The 17,358-nt window shown below is 37.1% G+C and carries 14 protein-coding genes; 9 read left to right on the top strand and 5 right to left on the bottom strand.

Annotated features, from left to right (window positions below):
• The first annotated feature begins 376 nt into the window (after positions 1 to 376).
• Together LB465_RS03800 and LB465_RS03795 are read left to right on the top strand one after the other, a co-directional pair.
• Complete coding sequence (locus tag LB465_RS03800; protein WP_224467179.1) at positions 377 to 1,204, top strand: OmpA/MotB family protein; 828 nt, start codon at positions 377 to 379, stop codon at positions 1,202 to 1,204.
• Positions 1,205 to 1,326: 122 nt separating this feature from the next.
• Positions 1,327 to 1,623 carry a hypothetical protein gene (locus LB465_RS03795; RefSeq protein ID WP_224467177.1) on the top strand — a complete coding sequence of 99 codons (297 nt, stop codon included), beginning with the start codon at positions 1,327 to 1,329 and terminating at the stop codon, positions 1,621 to 1,623.
• Between the two features lie 102 nt (positions 1,624 to 1,725).
• Here LB465_RS03795 and LB465_RS03790 read toward each other — a convergent pair whose 3' ends face one another.
• Positions 1,726 to 3,123, bottom strand: coding sequence for an amidohydrolase family protein (locus tag LB465_RS03790; protein WP_224467175.1), 1,398 nt, complete (start codon positions 3,121 to 3,123; stop codon positions 1,726 to 1,728).
• A complete protein-coding gene (locus LB465_RS03785; protein WP_224467172.1) occupies positions 3,123 to 3,539 on the bottom strand; it encodes a DoxX family protein in 417 nt (138 codons plus the stop codon). Before LB465_RS03785 ends, LB465_RS03790 begins: the two co-directional genes overlap by 1 nt.
• A gap of 276 nt (positions 3,540 to 3,815) precedes the next feature.
• On the opposite strand from LB465_RS03785, the gene LB465_RS03780 reads away from it, so the two are divergent.
• From LB465_RS03780 to LB465_RS03750, 7 genes are all read left to right on the top strand, one after another.
• A complete protein-coding gene (locus LB465_RS03780; protein WP_224467170.1) occupies positions 3,816 to 4,316 on the top strand; it encodes a DUF4402 domain-containing protein in 501 nt (166 codons plus the stop codon).
• A 175-nt stretch (positions 4,317 to 4,491) separates the two neighbouring features.
• Positions 4,492 to 4,962: a DUF4402 domain-containing protein gene (locus LB465_RS03775; protein WP_224467167.1), complete on the top strand. Its 471-nt coding sequence runs from the start codon at positions 4,492 to 4,494 to the stop codon at positions 4,960 to 4,962.
• 96 nt (positions 4,963 to 5,058) lie between these two features.
• Positions 5,059 to 5,553: a DUF4402 domain-containing protein gene (locus tag LB465_RS03770; protein WP_224467165.1), complete on the top strand. Its 495-nt coding sequence runs from the start codon at positions 5,059 to 5,061 to the stop codon at positions 5,551 to 5,553.
• Positions 5,554 to 5,633: 80 nt separating this feature from the next.
• The gene (locus tag LB465_RS03765; protein WP_224467163.1) at positions 5,634 to 6,455 is read left to right on the top strand and encodes a fimbrial biogenesis chaperone; all 822 of its coding nucleotides are present in this window, start codon (positions 5,634 to 5,636) and stop codon (positions 6,453 to 6,455) included.
• On the top strand, positions 6,456 to 10,388 hold the full coding sequence (locus tag LB465_RS03760; protein WP_224467161.1) for a hypothetical protein: 3,933 nt from the start codon (positions 6,456 to 6,458) through the stop codon (positions 10,386 to 10,388).
• 9 nt (positions 10,389 to 10,397) lie between these two features.
• Positions 10,398 to 10,916: a DUF4402 domain-containing protein gene (locus tag LB465_RS03755; protein WP_224467159.1), complete on the top strand. Its 519-nt coding sequence runs from the start codon at positions 10,398 to 10,400 to the stop codon at positions 10,914 to 10,916.
• An 83-nt stretch (positions 10,917 to 10,999) separates the two neighbouring features.
• Entirely contained in the window at positions 11,000 to 13,501 is a 2,502-nt protein-coding gene (locus tag LB465_RS03750; RefSeq protein ID WP_224467157.1) for a hypothetical protein, read from the top strand.
• On the opposite strand, the gene LB465_RS03745 is transcribed toward LB465_RS03750, so the two are convergent.
• From LB465_RS03745 to LB465_RS03735, 3 genes are read right to left on the bottom strand one after another with little or no spacing between them, the layout of a single operon-like run.
• Complete coding sequence (locus tag LB465_RS03745; RefSeq protein WP_224467154.1) at positions 13,502 to 14,848, bottom strand: GntP family permease; 1,347 nt, start codon at positions 14,846 to 14,848, stop codon at positions 13,502 to 13,504.
• Positions 14,848 to 16,752, bottom strand: coding sequence for an NADP-dependent phosphogluconate dehydrogenase (gndA, locus tag LB465_RS03740; protein ID WP_224467152.1), 1,905 nt, complete (start codon positions 16,750 to 16,752; stop codon positions 14,848 to 14,850). Before gndA ends, LB465_RS03745 begins: the two co-directional genes overlap by 1 nt.
• On the bottom strand, positions 16,752 to 17,246 hold the full coding sequence (locus tag LB465_RS03735; RefSeq protein ID WP_224467149.1) for a GreA/GreB family elongation factor: 495 nt from the start codon (positions 17,244 to 17,246) through the stop codon (positions 16,752 to 16,754). The genes gndA and LB465_RS03735 overlap by 1 nt, the downstream gene beginning before the upstream one ends.
• Positions 17,247 to 17,358: the final 112 nt, after the last annotated feature.

Here is a 17,358-nt window from a genome sequence, read left to right as displayed (position 1 = left end):
GACAAACTAAAAAACAATAGCATTAAAGCTAATAAAAAATGATTTTAAATCGCTGTAAATAAGCTATTTAAATTTATATTATGAAGTAATATTTTAATTTATAATATTAAAAAGTGTGCAATTTCACCACAGGTTTTAATGGAATTCCACAGATTTTAGAATTAGATTTTTTATTTAAGATCATCTATAAATTTAATTTTGGCTTCTAAATAGCTATCTAAGTCTCATTAAATGAGATGGTAAAATAACAACCCGGGCTCTAACCGCTATATACCATTAACTTCTTCACCAACTTGGTATGATTCTCGCCCAACACGAACGAGCCTTAAAAAACCAAATCTAAATTACTAAAGGCCTAACTTAAAAAACCCGAAATATGAAAAGAACAATCACCGTAACTGTTTTAGCCGCAACAATGCTAAGCTCATGTGTTTCTAAGAAAAAATACGTAGCTTTAGAAGAAGAACTAAGCGATACCCAGAGCACGTTGCAAAAAACTCAGGTAGAAAAAGAGGAAATTGAAGAAAAATTTGCACGTATTGAAGAACGTGTGGCAGACTATAATTCAAAAATCAATTCTTTACGCGAAGAGAACGATAGTAAGATGGAAATGAACGATCTTACCGTGATGTCTAACAACAATAAGGATAAAATGCGAGCAACCATCGCAAAAATGGATCCTGAAAAAGTTGCACAGGCTAAAACTTTAGAAGATTCTATTAACCTTGCAGTTTCTCATAATTTAAAGAGTAACATTTCTGAAGGATCTGACGATGCAGATATTGATATTACTGTAGATGAAACTGTAGTAATGATCAATGTCTCCGATAAATTATTGTTTGGAAGCGGAAGCTACCGTGTATCTAACAACGCACAACCTTTGCTTAAAAAGCTTGCTGAAGTTATAAACTCTGAGCCTGCAATGGAAGTAATGATTGAAGGCCATACCGACGATCGTACTATGGTAGAAGGATCTTACATCCAGGATAACTGGGATCTTAGTGTAAGAAGAGCAACTTCAATTGTTCGTTTACTTCAGGACAAGTATGATGTTGCACCAGAGAAGCTTATCGCTGCCGGTAGAAGTAGCTACCAGCCATTAGTTGATAATGTAGATAACGATAGTAGAGCAAAAAACAGAAGAACGAGGATTGTAATTATACCTAACCTGGATAAATTCTTTGCAATGTTGGAATCTGAATAATCAACCGTATTTCCAATTATTAAGGGCCTAAGAAGATTCAATTCTTTTTAGGCCTTTTTATTTAACCAGTTTTTAACCTGAAGGCTCCTATCTATTTCTTAATTTAAAGGAAAAATAGAGATATGAGTAAGCAAGAAGAAAAGAAAAAGTATAATTCTGACGTTACTGCTGAAGATAAACAAGCCTTAAATAAAAAAGGTCGAAGCATGAATAAAGGTCAGGATAAAGACCTGGACCGGAAAAAGCCTGTAGATTTTACTGCCGATAATTTAGATATTCCTGGCGGTAACCAAACCGCCAAAAACGATAGAGATAAATTGGTAGACGAAGAAAATTACCAATTTAATAAAAAAGGAACCGAGCGAAAAAAGCAAGACCTGGATGATATTCCCGATCCTGATACCACAAAAGATAATTAGTTTGTTTTAAACTAATTTGGAACAAAGCTTAATAAAGCACGATAATTGAGTAAAAAAGGATCTAAAAACCTTCCTTTTATTTTTATAATGTCAGGAAGGTTTTTAATTAATTTCTTTCTCCATTTCCGCAAAACGATTTTTAGCCTGATTTATTAAGTTGCTGGTATTTATTCCCGTGAGCTTCCCATCGTACTTTAATATCTTTCCTTTGGCCATGACCATATCAATATTTTCGGGTAAAGCTGCTTCTATTGCTAAATGATAGGCTTTGTTCCCGGTAGAAAAATTAAGATCGTTTTTTTTAAGTAAAACTAAATCTGCACTTTTCCCTAGAGTAATCGACCCGGTCTCCTTTTCAATACCCAGATTTTTAGCCCCGTTTATAGTGGCCATTTTTAAAGCTTCCTTCGGATGCAGATAAAATTCATCTTTAGCATTGGCATTAGCTAAATTTTGAAGCATTTTCAGAGAATCCAGTAAATGGGCATTTCCGGTTAAGGCCGTGGTATCTATACCCACACAGCAATTAATATTCGATTCGTATAATTCATTTATTTTTGGCAGACCGTAACCAATACGCATTTCAGAATAAGGAGTCATGGTTATACTCGCACCAGTCTCTTCCAGCATTTTTATTTCTTCAGGAGTTATAGCGTTGCCATGTATAATATTTACATCAGTACCCAGGAGATTTCTATCAAAAAGTGATTTTATTTGTCCCTTTTGATCTTGATTGGAACTTGCATGAATAGTAATTCTGAGTCCTAAATCCCGCGCCCGCTTCCAGTCTTCTTCTATATTTTTATAATTCGCAGAACGCGATCCCAGGCCCAAACTAATGCCATTATATTCTGAATTGGAATCAATAAGTTTTTTTAATTCACTAATGCCTTTAAAATCTGTAGGCTCGTTTCCGGGCATATCACGATAAGTCCCATAACTCACGTGACCTCTTATTCCCATTTTAGCCATCGCATCAAAGCTAGCTTTTACAAACTGCCGGTTTCTTGCATTATGGTTATAATCGCTAATACAGGTGATTCCCGAATGGATTGCTTCGGCAATAGCATAAGTTGCAGCAAGTTCCATATCTTCAGGATCATAAAGCCTTGAATATCGCGCCGTCATTTTAAAATAACCTTCTTCAGCAGAATCGCCCGACATACTTCTTAACAGGGAAGTCCATAAATGCCAATGACAATCGATAAGCCCCGGAATTAAAATACCGCCTTCAGCATTTATTGTTTCAACACCGGGTGGAGCATCAATACTATTACTTACATTGGAAATTTTGCCATTCTCAACCAGAACGTCACCGGAGGTAAAATCACCAATTTCCAAGTCCATACTTAAGATCCGGGCATTCTTAATTAAAAACGATTTACTCTGAAGGTCTACAGAACTTTGCTCGCTATTAGAAAAAACAGAAGTAGGATTAATCAACCCGCCTAAACCAAGTAGTCCGGTTTTCTTTAAAAATTCCCGGCGTTCTTTTTTCATCACTTTTTCTTTAAAAAATAATAATCCAGTGAGAATTTACCAGCTCCGGTAAAGAAAAGTAAGAGAAAACCACCCATATATAATAAAGGTAACTCCTGGCGGCCAAAACCATCGGTCCAGTGAACGATTATTGCAGCCACGGCCATTGTTATAATTAAAGGAATTGCTGCAAACCTGGTAACCCAACCTAAGAGAATAAGGATAGCACAAACACATTCTGCAAATACTGCGAAAGTAAAGGTGACAGTTTCTCCCAGGCCAATAGGATCTGCAAATGCTATTTCTTCACTGCCAAAGAACGTAATGAGTTTGGGTATGCCGTGAGTAAGCATCAACCCACCAATGAATAATCTAAATAATAGTAGGCCAAAATCGGTATTTTGAAGGTTTAAGCTTGTAGTGTAAGAGTTTTTCATAGATATATGTTCATTTAAAAATTTTAAGTGCACCAAATTAAGTTTATTCTATTAAATTCTACTATTTATAATTATTGAAATAATACAATTTCTATCTAATTTCTTTAAAAATCTATATTGACTGATAATCAGGGCAATGTAGGTTTAATCATACTTTAAAATTGGATGAATTAAAATTAATAGTGCATTTCATCGAAAAAATATGCTTTTGGACGACTAAATGGATTAATCTTTTGTACTTTTATACTATGACTAAAATGCAGAAGCAGTTAAACGATGAAAAATTTATTAGCCTTTATAATTTTCAGCTTATTCTTAGGAATTAGCACTCTTTTTTCCCAGGCTTCTGCGTCGGCAAACTTCACTGCTTCTGCCACTATTATCCAACCTATAGGTATTACCACTACTTCAAATATGCAATTCGCCAATATTGACGCTAAAGAAGGTGGAGCTGTTATCCTTACCCCCGAAAATACAAGAATAACAAATGGAAATTTAGATTTAGCTGAGGGAGGAACTGTTTCTGCAGCTACCTTTGAAGTTACCGGACAAAGCGGTTTTGCATTTGGGATAAGTTTACCAAAAGGAACTCATCGTTTAACAAATGGTGGTGAAAGCATGATTCTTCAGGATTTTACTACTAATTATAATGGCAGTAGTTTAAACGGAGATGGGAAAACCATAAGGGTTGGTGCCAGCTTGATTGTAAATCCAAATCAACAACCGGGGGATTATAAAACTGCCGGTGATCTACAAGTTACTGTAAACTACAATTGAAAAATCTTCAATAAACTACACTATATCGTTGTAGTTTTATCATAATTTTATCCAAAAGTGCATTTCAACGAGTATTTTATCTTGATTGTCGAATAAGTTTCATTCGTATAGGGGTTTACCCCCATATTTGCGGTATTAAACTTTTGAACCCAAATCAAAAATTAAAATAAACGAAATGAAAAAAATTACTTTTATCCTACTTGCACTTATTTCAGGAACTGCTTTTGCTCAAAACTCTGCAACTGCTAATGCTGCTGCAGATATCGTTAGCCCACTAGAAATTACAGCTACACAAGCTTTAAACTTTGGTAAAGTATCGAATAATACAGCAGGTACCGTTGTTATTGCTACAGATGGTAGTGCAACAGGTTTGTCCCAAATTGGTGGTGCAACTCCAACGGCTGCAAATTTTAGTGTTACTGCTGCCAATGGCTTTAGATATAATGTTATACTACCAGGAGATACTGATCTTTTAAGTGGAACCGATGTTATAACAGTATCAGCTTTTAATGATGATGCTGGTGCCGAACCTACAGGTAGTGGTGCTGCTCAAACCATTGGTGTTGGAGCAACATTGACTGTAGCAGAGAATCAGCCAACAGGTAATTACACAGGTACATTTGACGTAGGTGTTGCTTACGAATAAATAGAATTATTTACAAGATATAAAAAACGCCGCCCACACTGTGGCGGCGTTTTTTTGTTTAAATTAGTTGTTATCCAACCGTTATTGAAAATAACAATGAGAAATTATATTTTCATCCTCTTTTTTAGCTTCTTCGGATTTGGCGTTTCTTCACAAAATTCGGCTTCCGCTACGGTAAATAGTAGAGCAACGGTTATAGATCCTATTAAAATTGACAAAACTGTAGACCTGGATTTCGGCAATATTATTAGTGCTTATAATCCCGGCCAGGTGATTTTGTCACCGGATGGATCAAGAGTTGCTTACGGTGTTCAGATTTCCAATTCTATTCCCGGAACGGTAAACCCTGCCGAGGCAATTGTTACACACGGGAATAATAATTACGCTATCACCCTACCCGAGCATTTCACGTTATATAACCAGGAAAATCCCAACCAGGTTTTAATAATAGATCAGTTTACAGTACAGCCCCAGGAAGGCAATTTAATCGATATTATAAAAATTGGCGGCACTTTAAACCTTGAAGCCAACCAGACTTCCGGCTTTTATACCAATTCCACCGGCTTTAACGTGACGGTTTCATACAATTAAATTCAGATTTCCCTAATAGGCTTAAATCTTATTTATTACCTTTGAAACCAACGAAATAACATAAATCCAGCCCCACGGAAATGATAAAAAAACTACTTAACCCCCTACTCCTATTCTTTATTTTTATTTTTTCAGGACTTGCAACTTATGCGCAGGGAGATCTTATGATCATGCCGAAGCGACTTGTGTTTGATGGTTCTGAACGTTCCCAGGAAATAAATCTTGCCAACACCGGTAGCGACACAGCTGTTTACGCTATTTCCTTTGTAAACTACATAATGACGGAAAGAGGAAATTTTGAACAAGTAGAAAAACCCGAAGAAGGTCAACGTTTTGCGACCGATTTCCTAAGGTATTTCCCACGACGAGTTAGCCTTGCTCCCAACGAAGCACAAACCATTCGTGTACAGCTTACCAGAACCGGAGATTTAGATCAAGGCGAATACCGTTCGCATATGTATTTTCGCGCTGTAGAAGAGCAAACCGCTCTTGGTGCTGAAGAAGCCGAAGAAAGCGAAGGCATTTCCATCAATATCAAAACTGTTTTTGGAATTAGTATCCCTATTATAATCAGGGAAGGAACTTCTACTACAGATATAAAACTAAGCGAACTTAAATTAAATAGCGATGGCGAAAACCCAAGACTTTCCATGGTGATTAATCGTTCCGGTAATATGTCGGTCTATGGAAATTTAACCGCAACCCATATCGCACCAAATGGAACCCAAACCGAAATTGGCATGGTAAAAGGAGTTTCTGTCTATACACCAAATAACAAAAGATATTTCAGTTTTGAACTTAGAAATGCAGCTGAAGTAGATCTAGCAAAGGGAAAATTAGAAGTTTCATATGCTGAAGATAAGGGCGGAACTTTGGCTACAAAAGAAATTTCACTGAACTAAATGGATAAAAACTACCCCCGGTTTTTTAATTTTTTTAAGCCAGGCTTGTTCTTGGTGGTTTTTTTATTTTTTAGTTTTAATGGGTTTGGACAAACTATTAGTAAACCTATAATTAGTGATGTTCCAGTTTGTAAAGGATCGAATCTAATATTGACTTTTACAGTAAAAAATGCTGATAATGGTGCCTCAAATAAATATTTTACTGCAGATACAAAATATTTAGTGTATGATTACACTGGTGGAGCAAGCCTATTAAGAGGAGAGTATAATTCAAATGTACAACCTAATGGTAGAAATGCATCCGCTACAATTGTTCTTTCTATTTTTATACCCAATAATGCAAGTTATCCTGCTGCAACTGATTACAGGATAAAGGTATTTTCCGAGAATCCGGATGCTGAATCTAATTTTTCAGATCCATTTACAGTTAAATCTAAACCACTTTCTCCTTCAGTAACAAACAATAGTCCTATCTGTGAAGGTGAAACTTTAGAACTTACTACTTCTAATATTGCAGGAGCTACTTACAGTTGGAGCGGGCCAAATGGTTATACCGCTACAGGTCAAACACTGTCACGTACCAACGTTACCACAGCCATGGCAGGCACATACACCGTAACGGCTATGGTTAATGGTTGTAGTAGTGATCCAGTTAGTACAAATGTTACCATAAATAATACTCCTACATTATATTCAGAAAATGAAATAGGAAACGATTCGTGGATTGGTCACGTCTATGATGGGACTAATTTGAATCAAAATTTCAATCAGGATTTCACTAATTATATTGGAGGTTACGAAGAACCTTTGAGCTTTGACCAAAATTTCGGAGGAAACCAAAACAATTTTCAATTAGGATCGGGAATTTGCGCTCCTTCGATTTATACAGAAACATTTGCCGTACGATATAGAATGAATAGTACTTTAAATGGGCTTTATGCTATTAATATTGGATCTGATGATGGAACAAGGTTAAGTGTAGATGACGATTTAATTTATGATGATTGGAATGATCATGCTTATAGAAACCAGGATATTTTGGTAAACCTTTCTGGTAACAGCAACTTAGTGTTAGATTATTATGAGAATGCTGGCGGAAACAGAGTAAGTGTAACAACTCCAAAACTGCTTATAGAGAATATTCTTACAAGTAACACCAGTCAGACTATTTCCACTCCATCTGATTTTCAAGAGATATCGGGAGATGATTTCGCTAATCTACCCAATGGTATCTCAAGAGAAAATACTGGTTTTCAGTGGGTTTATAGTAACACACAAGGAGGTGCCATTTCACTAATTAATGGAGCAAACGGAACTTCTTTTAATCCAGATACTAGCATCGTCCCATTTGATTCTCCTGGAACTTATTACGTTTACAGGATTGCAAGCTTAAATGGTAATAATATTGGACAAAATTACAATACTTCAATTAAGTCTAATCCGGCTACTATTATTGTAGAAGATTTTTGTGCTGATTTAGATGCTAATAATAATATCTCATTTTTTAAAGGAAATACAGCTACATTACAAGCTACTGTAAATGAAAATCAGGATATAAATTTCAGCGCTCCTGAAGGTACTGTTTTTACTTACATAGATTTTGCCAGTTACGGGACACCAACTACTAATAACGGTAGCTTTACTATAGATCCAAACTGCCACGCTGCAACCAGTCAATCGATAACAGAATCTTATTTATTAGGTGAGAGTGCAGCGACAGTTCCGGCTACAAATGTTGTTTTTACCGATCCCTGTGTAGGTGCTTTTAAGCGATTGTACGTAAGTGCAACTTACGCAGAAGCTGTTTGCGAAGCAGAAGATCCCGGAACGATTACCGGAACCAACATTAATGGAAATAATATAGAATATCAATGGCAAATAAGTACTACCGGAGCAGCTGGTAGTTTCTCTCCTGCCCCTGGAAATAATATTTCACAAAACTATCAGCCTGGCACTTTGTATGAGGATATCTGGTTAAAAAGACAGGTAACTACTGATAATTGTACCAGCGAATCTGCTGTATTGTACATTCCTGTAAAAAAAGTAAACACCTGGACGGGTGCTGCAGACACCAACTGGAACAATACCAATAACTGGAGTTGCAACAGCCTGCCTACTTTAGAAACCAACGTCCTAATTCCGGAAAATCTAACTTCAGGAAATTATCCTGAAATAAATCCTGGAACTAATGCTTTTGCTAAAGATTTAGTTATCGAAAATACCGCAAGTGTATTAGTCAATGATAACTGGTTGCGTATTGCCGGGAATTTGACTAATAATGGAGTCCTAAACACGTTTACAGGTAGTATTTCTTTTGAAGGAACTTCAGCGCAGATCATTCCAAATTCAGCTTTTGAAAATAACCGAATTCGAAATTTAAATATTGATAATAGTTCGGGAGTAACTTCAGAGGCGATTATTGAAGTTACAGGAACTTTAAAAGTTGAAAACGGAAATTTTGATACCGGTAATGAACTGACCTTAATTTCTGACGAAAATCAAACCGCACTTATAGACGGCAGTGGAAATGGCGAAGTAATTGGTTTAGTGACTATGCAACGTTATCTTGATAGGGCTTTTGGCTATAAATATTTTAGTGCTCCATTTCAAAATTCTATAGTAGGCGATTTTGAACCTTTTATGAATTTTACAGATCCCGTTACTGCTTTTCCACATTTCTATCGTTATGATGAAAATCGAAATATAGCAATAAATGATACGGTGCGGGATGCCACTGGTTGGACAGCTTATATTGATCCTGCTAACAATCTAAATATAGGCGAAGGCTACGCGCTTAACTTTGGAACCACTACAGCTGCGCAAACCATAGAATTAATTGGAGAAGTAAATAATGGTACAATTCCAGCACGCCAGTTAGAAAACAATCATCGGGAATATACCAAAGGTTTTCATTTGGTAGGAAACCCTTACCCCTCTCCTATAGATTGGGATGCTGACTTAGGTTGGACTAAAACTAATATTGACGACGGTATTTATTTTTTCACCGCAGGAAACGATAGCCAGTATACCGGAACCTATACCGCTTATGTAAATAATATTTCTACAACAGACCCTCGTGAAGATGGCCGTTCTTCAAACATAATTCCTTCTATGCAGGGATTTTTTATTAAAGTAAGCGATTCTGATATTGAAGATAAAGTGACCGGAAGTTTTGGAATGGATAATAATGTACGGGTAACCGATTTTGACCAGGAATTTTTAAGAACCCAGGAAGATCTAAAACCTTTAATTCGTTTGGAGGCCGGCTTTAATACTTCAAACCGTCAGGATCTAATGGTTATCTATTTTTCATCTTATGCCACTCCAAATTTTGAAAAAGAAATGGATGCGCATAAATTAATGAATACCGATCCCGCCGTTCCTAGTTTTTATAACCTAACAGAAGATAAAAAAGAACTGGCCATTAACGCAATTCCTTTTCCGGAATCGAGAAGCTATAAAAAAATTCCACTAGGTATTAAAGCCGATCAAAATGGTAAAATGAAGATCAACCTTACAGCGGTAGAAAATTTGAATTCAAATTTCAACATTTATTTAATAGATCACAAAAAAGGTAAAGGTCAAAACTTAAGAAATAACCCGGAATATTCTTTCAATATTCAAGCGGGCACTCATAATTCCAGATTCGAATTAATGTTTTCTGAAGAAAAAGTGACAAGTCCTGCTATTGCATTTAACGAACCTTTTGATGTTGATGTCGAGAATGGGGATTTAGTGGTTAAACTAAATTTAGAAGAAAATCAGGAAGGAATTCTTAGAGCAAGTACAATGACCGGGCAAATTCTCCAAATAAAAGAGGCCAGTGGAAAAGACCAGGTTATTTTTGAAGGAATAACCAGTGAAGGGGTTTATATAATAAACCTACAGGTAGGGAAAGATTATTATGGTAAAAAAGTCTTGATAAAAAAATAAACGAAAACTATGCAAAATAGACGCTTATTTAAGAACACATTTTTGGTGTTACTGCTTATGTTTTCAGTATTTGAAATTAAAGCCCAGGAAGATCCGCCTATTCCTATAGAAGTCGAAGTAAGAACTTCCAGAAATCTTAATTTTGGTTCATTTACTGCCGGTAGTGCTGGTGGTAATGTAACTGTGAGTTATGACGATCAACGAACCGTTAATGGTGATATCGTTGAACTAAATTTTGGAGAACCGGTCTCTGCCGCTTTATTTGATGTATATGCCAATCCCGGGACAATTATTCAAATTGAAACTTTAGGAGATTACATTTTGTTAAATCAAGATACCGGAGCCGAAATAAAACTTACTATCGACAGTTTTAGTACCGGCCAGAGAACTTTTGTCACCCAGGCCGCTAATGCCCAAACGCCGAATGAAGTCTTTGTTGGAGGTACCTTAACCATTCTTCCAGACAATTCAGGTTTGCTTCCCGGCACCTATTTTGGTAATTTCACGCTAACTTTTATTCATCAATAGTAAGAACGCTAAGCGAAATGCAAACCCCTCACTGCGCTTTTTCTGTTGAGTTTTATAAAAAACTTTTCCCGGTAATTTTCTTGATGCTTCTTTCGTTAGCAGGTTTTGCCCAGGAAGATTTTCCTGAATACGATGAGTTAAGCGTAGAAATGAATGTACCCGATCTCGGTACTATTGAAATCCCTATCGCGATTAAAGGTCAGGACGCTTATATTCCGGTAAAGGAGCTTTTTGATTATTTAAAGATTAAAAATGAAGAAACCGCTAATGGTGTTGAAGGTTTTATTATAAATCCCGATTCTACATATCAAATAAACCCTTCAATAAACAGGATTCTTTATAAAAATGAAGAATTTACGCTTACTGAAGAGGATTACATTCAAACTCCAATAAATTTTTATTTAAAATCGAACCTCTTCGGGGAAATCTTCGGCTTAAATACCAATTTCTCTTTTAGAGGCCTTTCGGTTACCATGAAAACCGAAAAAGACCTGCCGGTAATAAAAGAAATGCGGCTTAAAAAAATAAGAGAAAATCTAAACCGCGTAAAAGGTATTGTGGAACCCGATACAACGATGGCCAGGCGTTTTCCGCTATTTAAAGGCGGTGCTTTAGATTGGGGCGTGGTCACTACTCAACAAAGTGAATTTGAAAATGACAACCGATTATCCTTAGGTCTGGGAACCATGTTTCTTGGAGGCGAAACGAATTTAATGCTGAATTATTCTACGCGGGTTCCCTTCGATTCCAGGAACCAATTTTACCAGTGGCGTTATGTGAACAATGATAACAAGGTTTTTAAACAGGTAACAGCAGGTAGAATATTTACCCGGGCTACCTCTTCCCTGTTCGCTCCGGTAAGTGGTGTACAAATTAGTAACAGCCCATTTCAAAACCGAAGATCTTTTGGAACATACGTGCTAAACGATTATACCGAACCACGCTGGACGGTTGAACTTTACGTAAATAATATTTTAGTTGAATTTACCCAGGCTGATGCTTCAGGCTTTTACACCTTTGATGTGCCGTTAATGTATGGAAATACCGCCGTAAGCCTTAGGTTTTATGGCCCTTATGGAGAAGAACGTATCCAGGAAAGGGTGATCAATATTCCGTATAATTTTGTTCCAAAAAATGAGCTGGAATATACCCTTAGCGCCGGGATTGTAGAGAATGAAGACCTGGACCGTTTTTCCCGGGTTAATTTTAATTACGGGCTCAGCAATTCTGTTACCATTGGTGGTGGTGCCGAATACCTTACCGGCGTGACCAGTGGCGAAGTAATGCCATTTGTGAATTCCTCTATTCGTTTTGCTTCAAATTTTCTGTTTACAGGAGAATATATGCACGGAGTAAAAGGGGAAGGGATTTTAAGTTACCGCACTCCCGGAAATATTCAGGTAGATCTTAATTATATAAAATATGATGAAGACCAGACAGCTATTAATTTTAATTACCTGGAAGAAAGAAAATTGAGCTTTTCGGCGCCTATTCGTTCTAAAAATTTCTCGATGTTCAGCAGGTTTAGTGTGAACCAGATCATTATGCCTACAACCGAGTTCACTACTGCACAATTGTTACTTTCAGGAGCAATTATGGGAATAAGTACTAACCTTACTACCTACGGGATTTATAATGACCGTGTAAAGGAACCTACCATTTACACCTCCATATCTCAGAATTACAGGCTTCCGAATAAATTCTTGTTTTCACCACAGGTGCAATATGATTTTAGCCGAAATCAGTTCAATAATATTATCATGGAAATAGAGCGACCGGTTTTTGATAACGGATTTCTCAATGTTGCCTACGAAAATAATATGCTTAGAAATGCCCATATTTTTGAAGTCGGTTTAAGATATGCATTCAATTTTGCTCAAACTTCTGTGACCTCCAGGTTGGGTAATAGAAATAATTCTTTTGTACAGTCGGCCCGAGGTAGTTTAATGTTGGACGATAATACTGGTTATATAATGGCGAATAACCGTACCGCCATGTCCAGAGCTGCTTTAAGTATTATTCCGTTTTTGGATTATAACACCAACGGAAAAAGAGATCCTATGGAACCTGCTGTGCAGGGAATGGAAATTAAAAATACTTCTGGCCGACTTTCCTATAACGAAGATGAGACCGTTTTACGTATTACCGAACTTCAGCCTTATATAGATATCATCCTGGAAGTTGATCCAAACAGCCTGGATAATATTGCCTGGAAAGTGAAAAACGAAAAGATTAAAGTACACACCGTTCCTAACCAGTTTCAGGAGATTGAAGTGCCGGTGGAAGTTTTAGGTGAAGTTGCCGGAATGGTTTATTTTAAAGAAGGAAGCAGTCTTCGCGGCCAGGGAAGGATAACCGTAAATATTATAGATGAAAATGGAAACCTGGTGAAAGAAATCCTAACCGAAGGTGACGGTTACTTTACTTACCTGGGATTAAAACCCGGAAATTATACTGCTGAAATTGATCCTGTACAAATGCAGAAATTAGATTATAATGCAAGCGAACCCATTGAATTTGAAATCAAAATAGATGAATATGGTGATATTGTAGATACCCTGGAATTCACCGTTGAAGCCGATTAATTAAATTATAAACCATATAATTAGAGAAACAGCTAAACCAACTACGGCTATTAAGGTTGTCATTACCGTCCAGGATTGAAAAGTCTGTTTTTCGGTTAAACCTAAATACTGGCCAACGAGCCAGAATCCGCTATCGTTAACGTGGGATAAAATTGAAGCACCTGATGCAATCGCAATTACAATGAGCGAGGTTTGTGCCATAGAATAATCACCACCTGTCAACACCGGCGCGGTAATTCCGGCAGCGGTAATCATCGCAACTGTTGAAGATCCTTGTAAAATTCTAACCAAAGCCGCCACAATAAAACCAAAAACCAGCGGATTGAACCAGGCGTTATTTAAAGCATCGGCGATCATCTCTCCTGCTCCTGTTTCGATCAGGATTTGTTTAAAAGCGCCACCGGCACCGGTAAGTAAAATAATTATCCCGGCCGCCTGGAAAGATTTTGTAGCTACTTTCAGTAAAAATTCTTTTTGCATTCCCCGTCTTACTCCAAGAAAATACCAGGCTACAAGATTTGCAATTATCAATGCAGAAAATGGATGTCCCACCAATTCTATCGTATATAAAAGCCCTTCTGGAATTAAAACTCCATCAAATAACGGACTTTGAACTAAAGTGTTTGCTACTATTAGAAAAATTGGAATAAGAATGATGGAAATAATCAGTCCCGGTGAAGGTGCTTTTGATTCATCATATTCTATTTCTTCGGTAAAAGTTTTAGGCTCAATCTGGATTCTTTTTGAAATATACCGGGCGAAAATTGGTCCACTAATGATTGCTGCTGGAATTCCCGCTAAAAAACCGAAAACAATCACCCAACCTAAATCGGCACCAAGAATATCGGCAACCGCAATTGGTCCCGGGGTGGGCGGAATAAACGCGTGGGTTATTGCTAACCCGGCAAGTAAGGGCAATGCATAAAGCAAAAGTGATTTTCCGGTACGCTTGCTTAAGGCATAAGTAACCGGCACCAGAATAATAAAAGCCACATCGAAAAATACTGGAATGGCAACGGCAAATCCGGTAACCATCATTGCCCAGGGCGCTTTTTTATCTCCAGTTTTCTTTAATAAAAATGAAGCGAGGCGTTGCGCTCCACCAGATTGTTCCAAAACTCCACCGAATAAAGCTCCTAACCCAACTACCGTGGCTACAAAACCCAGTGTGCTGCCCATCCCGTCCTTCATAGTTTCCAGGATTTCGGTAGCGGGCATTCCGGCGATAATTCCTACCGCGATGCAAACAATTAATAATGCTAAAAAAGCTTGTATTTTAAGTTTTAAAATGAGGAAAAGCAAGAGCGCAATTCCGGCGAAAACGGCAAAGAGTAATTGTATATCCATTAACTATTGTTTTTCCATTGGGTATGAAAAAATTCGCCCCGGGGCTTATCGGTTCGTTCGTAAGTATGCGCACCGAAATAATCCCGTTGCGCCTGAACCATATTTGCGGAATTTTGAGAAGAAGTAAAATTTAAAAGGTAATTGGCCGCAGCCGATAAAACCGGAACAGCAAATCCCGCCTGCAGCGAAACCCCGACTGTTTTAACTAATGAAGCCTGATTTCCCTTTATTTCGGATATAATATTTTTATTAAGTAATAAGTGATTATTTGAATCTTTAAAAATATTAACTAAGTCTTCCATTAAACCAGATCTTATGATGCAGCCATTGGTCCAAACCCGGGAGATTTCAGATAAATTAAGGTTCCAATTGTATTCTGAAGAAGCCACCCGAAGCAGATCATAACCTATTGCGTGATTAATAAGACTCGCTGTTTCATAAGCCTGGAATAATTCATCTTTTATTTCTTCTAAATTTCCATTTTGGTTATTTGTGTTCTTATACAAGTTCGAAGCTTCTACCCTAACTTCCTTCATCCCGGAAATATTCCTGGCTAAAACTGAAGCGGTAATTGTATCTAAGGGAACACCAAGTTCTAATGCGGCGTTGGTTGACCAACCGCCGGTGCCTTTTTGTTTTGCTGCATCCAAAATTTTATCGATCAGGAAACCTTCATTTTCTTTTTTTCGAAGAATATCTACCGAAATTTCCAGTAAATAGCTTTTCTTTTCCTTATTCCAGATTTCAAAAAGATCGGCAATTACTTCTGGATTCGTATTAGTGTAAAATCGTAGATAATGATATATTTCAGAAATAAGTTGCATTTCGCCATATTCAATACCATTGTGCAACATCTTTATAAAATGACCTGCGCCATCGGGACCAATATGGGTACAGCAGGGATTTCCGGTTTTATCTTTGGCCGCTATTTTTTCTAAAATCGGTCCTATTTGTTTATAAGCTTCTAAAGATCCTCCGGGCATAATTGAAGGACCTTTTAAGGCACCTTCTTCCCCACCCGATATTCCGCAGCCTATAAAATGAATTCCCTGTTCTTTTAAGGTCTTTTCCCTTCTCAAAGTATCTTTATAATGGGAATTCCCACCATCGGTAATGATATCATCTTTTTCTAAGAAAGGAAGCAAACTTTCTATTACAGTATCAACCGCAGTACCGGCATTTACCATTAATAAAATTTTCCTGGGTCGATTTAAAGACGAAACAAATTCTTTTAAATAATCAAAACCCTGAAATGTATATTTTTCAGCATTTTCCTGAACAAAATTTTTAGCGATATCTTCTTCCTGGCCGGGAACGTGACGGTTAAAAACAGAAATATTAATATTTTTTGAAAGTAGGTTTAAAGCCAAACTCTTGCCCATTACTCCAAGGCCTATTAACCCGATTTCTGCTTCAGGAGCTTTTAATTTTGCCATAATTTCCTTTAAAATATTTCCTTCAGAAGTATTTACATTTATTCGTAAACCATAATCTGGTTCTTCCAGGGTTTCAAATTGCGAAGTGAGCATTTCCGGCTTAAAATAATGGCCTTTCCGGACTTTTAACCTTTCTAAAATCACCTCAAAATCTGCCCATAGAAAAATCCAATTTAGATCTTCTTCAGGAACTGAAGTCAATTGTTTACGATATTTTTCTTTTAAAGCCGAACAGGCCAAAACAGCGCCACCGTTTTTATCCCATTTTTGAATATTTTCAGCTAAAACCGCTAACCATCCTTTTCTGTCTTCATCCTGCAGTGGCCTACCGCTTTTCATCTTCTCCACATTTTCGGGAGGATGAAAATCATCGGCATCATAAAAGGTTAAATTCAATTTTTTAGCAAGTAGTTTTCCAATGGTAGTTTTACCGGACCCGGAAACGCCCATTACAATATATACGCCCATTAGTAAGCTATTTTCAGGATTTCGAGCTTTCGGGTTTCTTCTCCCAGTTTAAAGTCTATTTTATCGCCCACTTTCTTTCCCGTAACGGCTTTCGCAATAGGCGCTACAAAGGCAATCTTTTGCTTTTTTACGTCGGCTTCATCCACGCCTACAATTTGAAATTTTTGGGTATTTCCGTTTTGTTTAAATTCTACAACGGCACCAAACCGTACTTCGTCTCCAGGCTGGTCTTTTGGATCTAATATTCTGGCTGTATTAATGCGCTCTCTTAGTAATTTCAGATTTCCATCTATCACAGCTTGTGCCCTTCTTCTTTCAGTATCATTTTCCTTATCGAGATTGGCCCGCTCTTCAGTAAGTTCAGCTTCTTCTTTTTTTAATTCCTTTAATCCATTTGGGGTCACATAATTTATTTCTCCAGTGGGTAAAGCCGCTCTTGGCGGGATCATTGGAGCTTCTTCCTGATCGTCTTCCTTTACAAATCCTCTGCTCATAATCTTGTTTTAATCTTCAAAATAGGAATTTATATCGCTTGATGAAAATTATAAGTATGTATTAAATCATAAATCTTTCAGAAGAAGATTTTTCCAAAGCGGTATTCCCTTA

Origin of the sequence: Salegentibacter lacus (assembly GCF_020164555.1) — a bacterium.
Lineage (GTDB): Bacteria > Bacteroidota > Bacteroidia > Flavobacteriales > Flavobacteriaceae > Salegentibacter > Salegentibacter lacus.
Note: the sequence above shows the minus strand (reverse complement) of the source record. Positions and strands in the feature narration are given on the sequence as shown.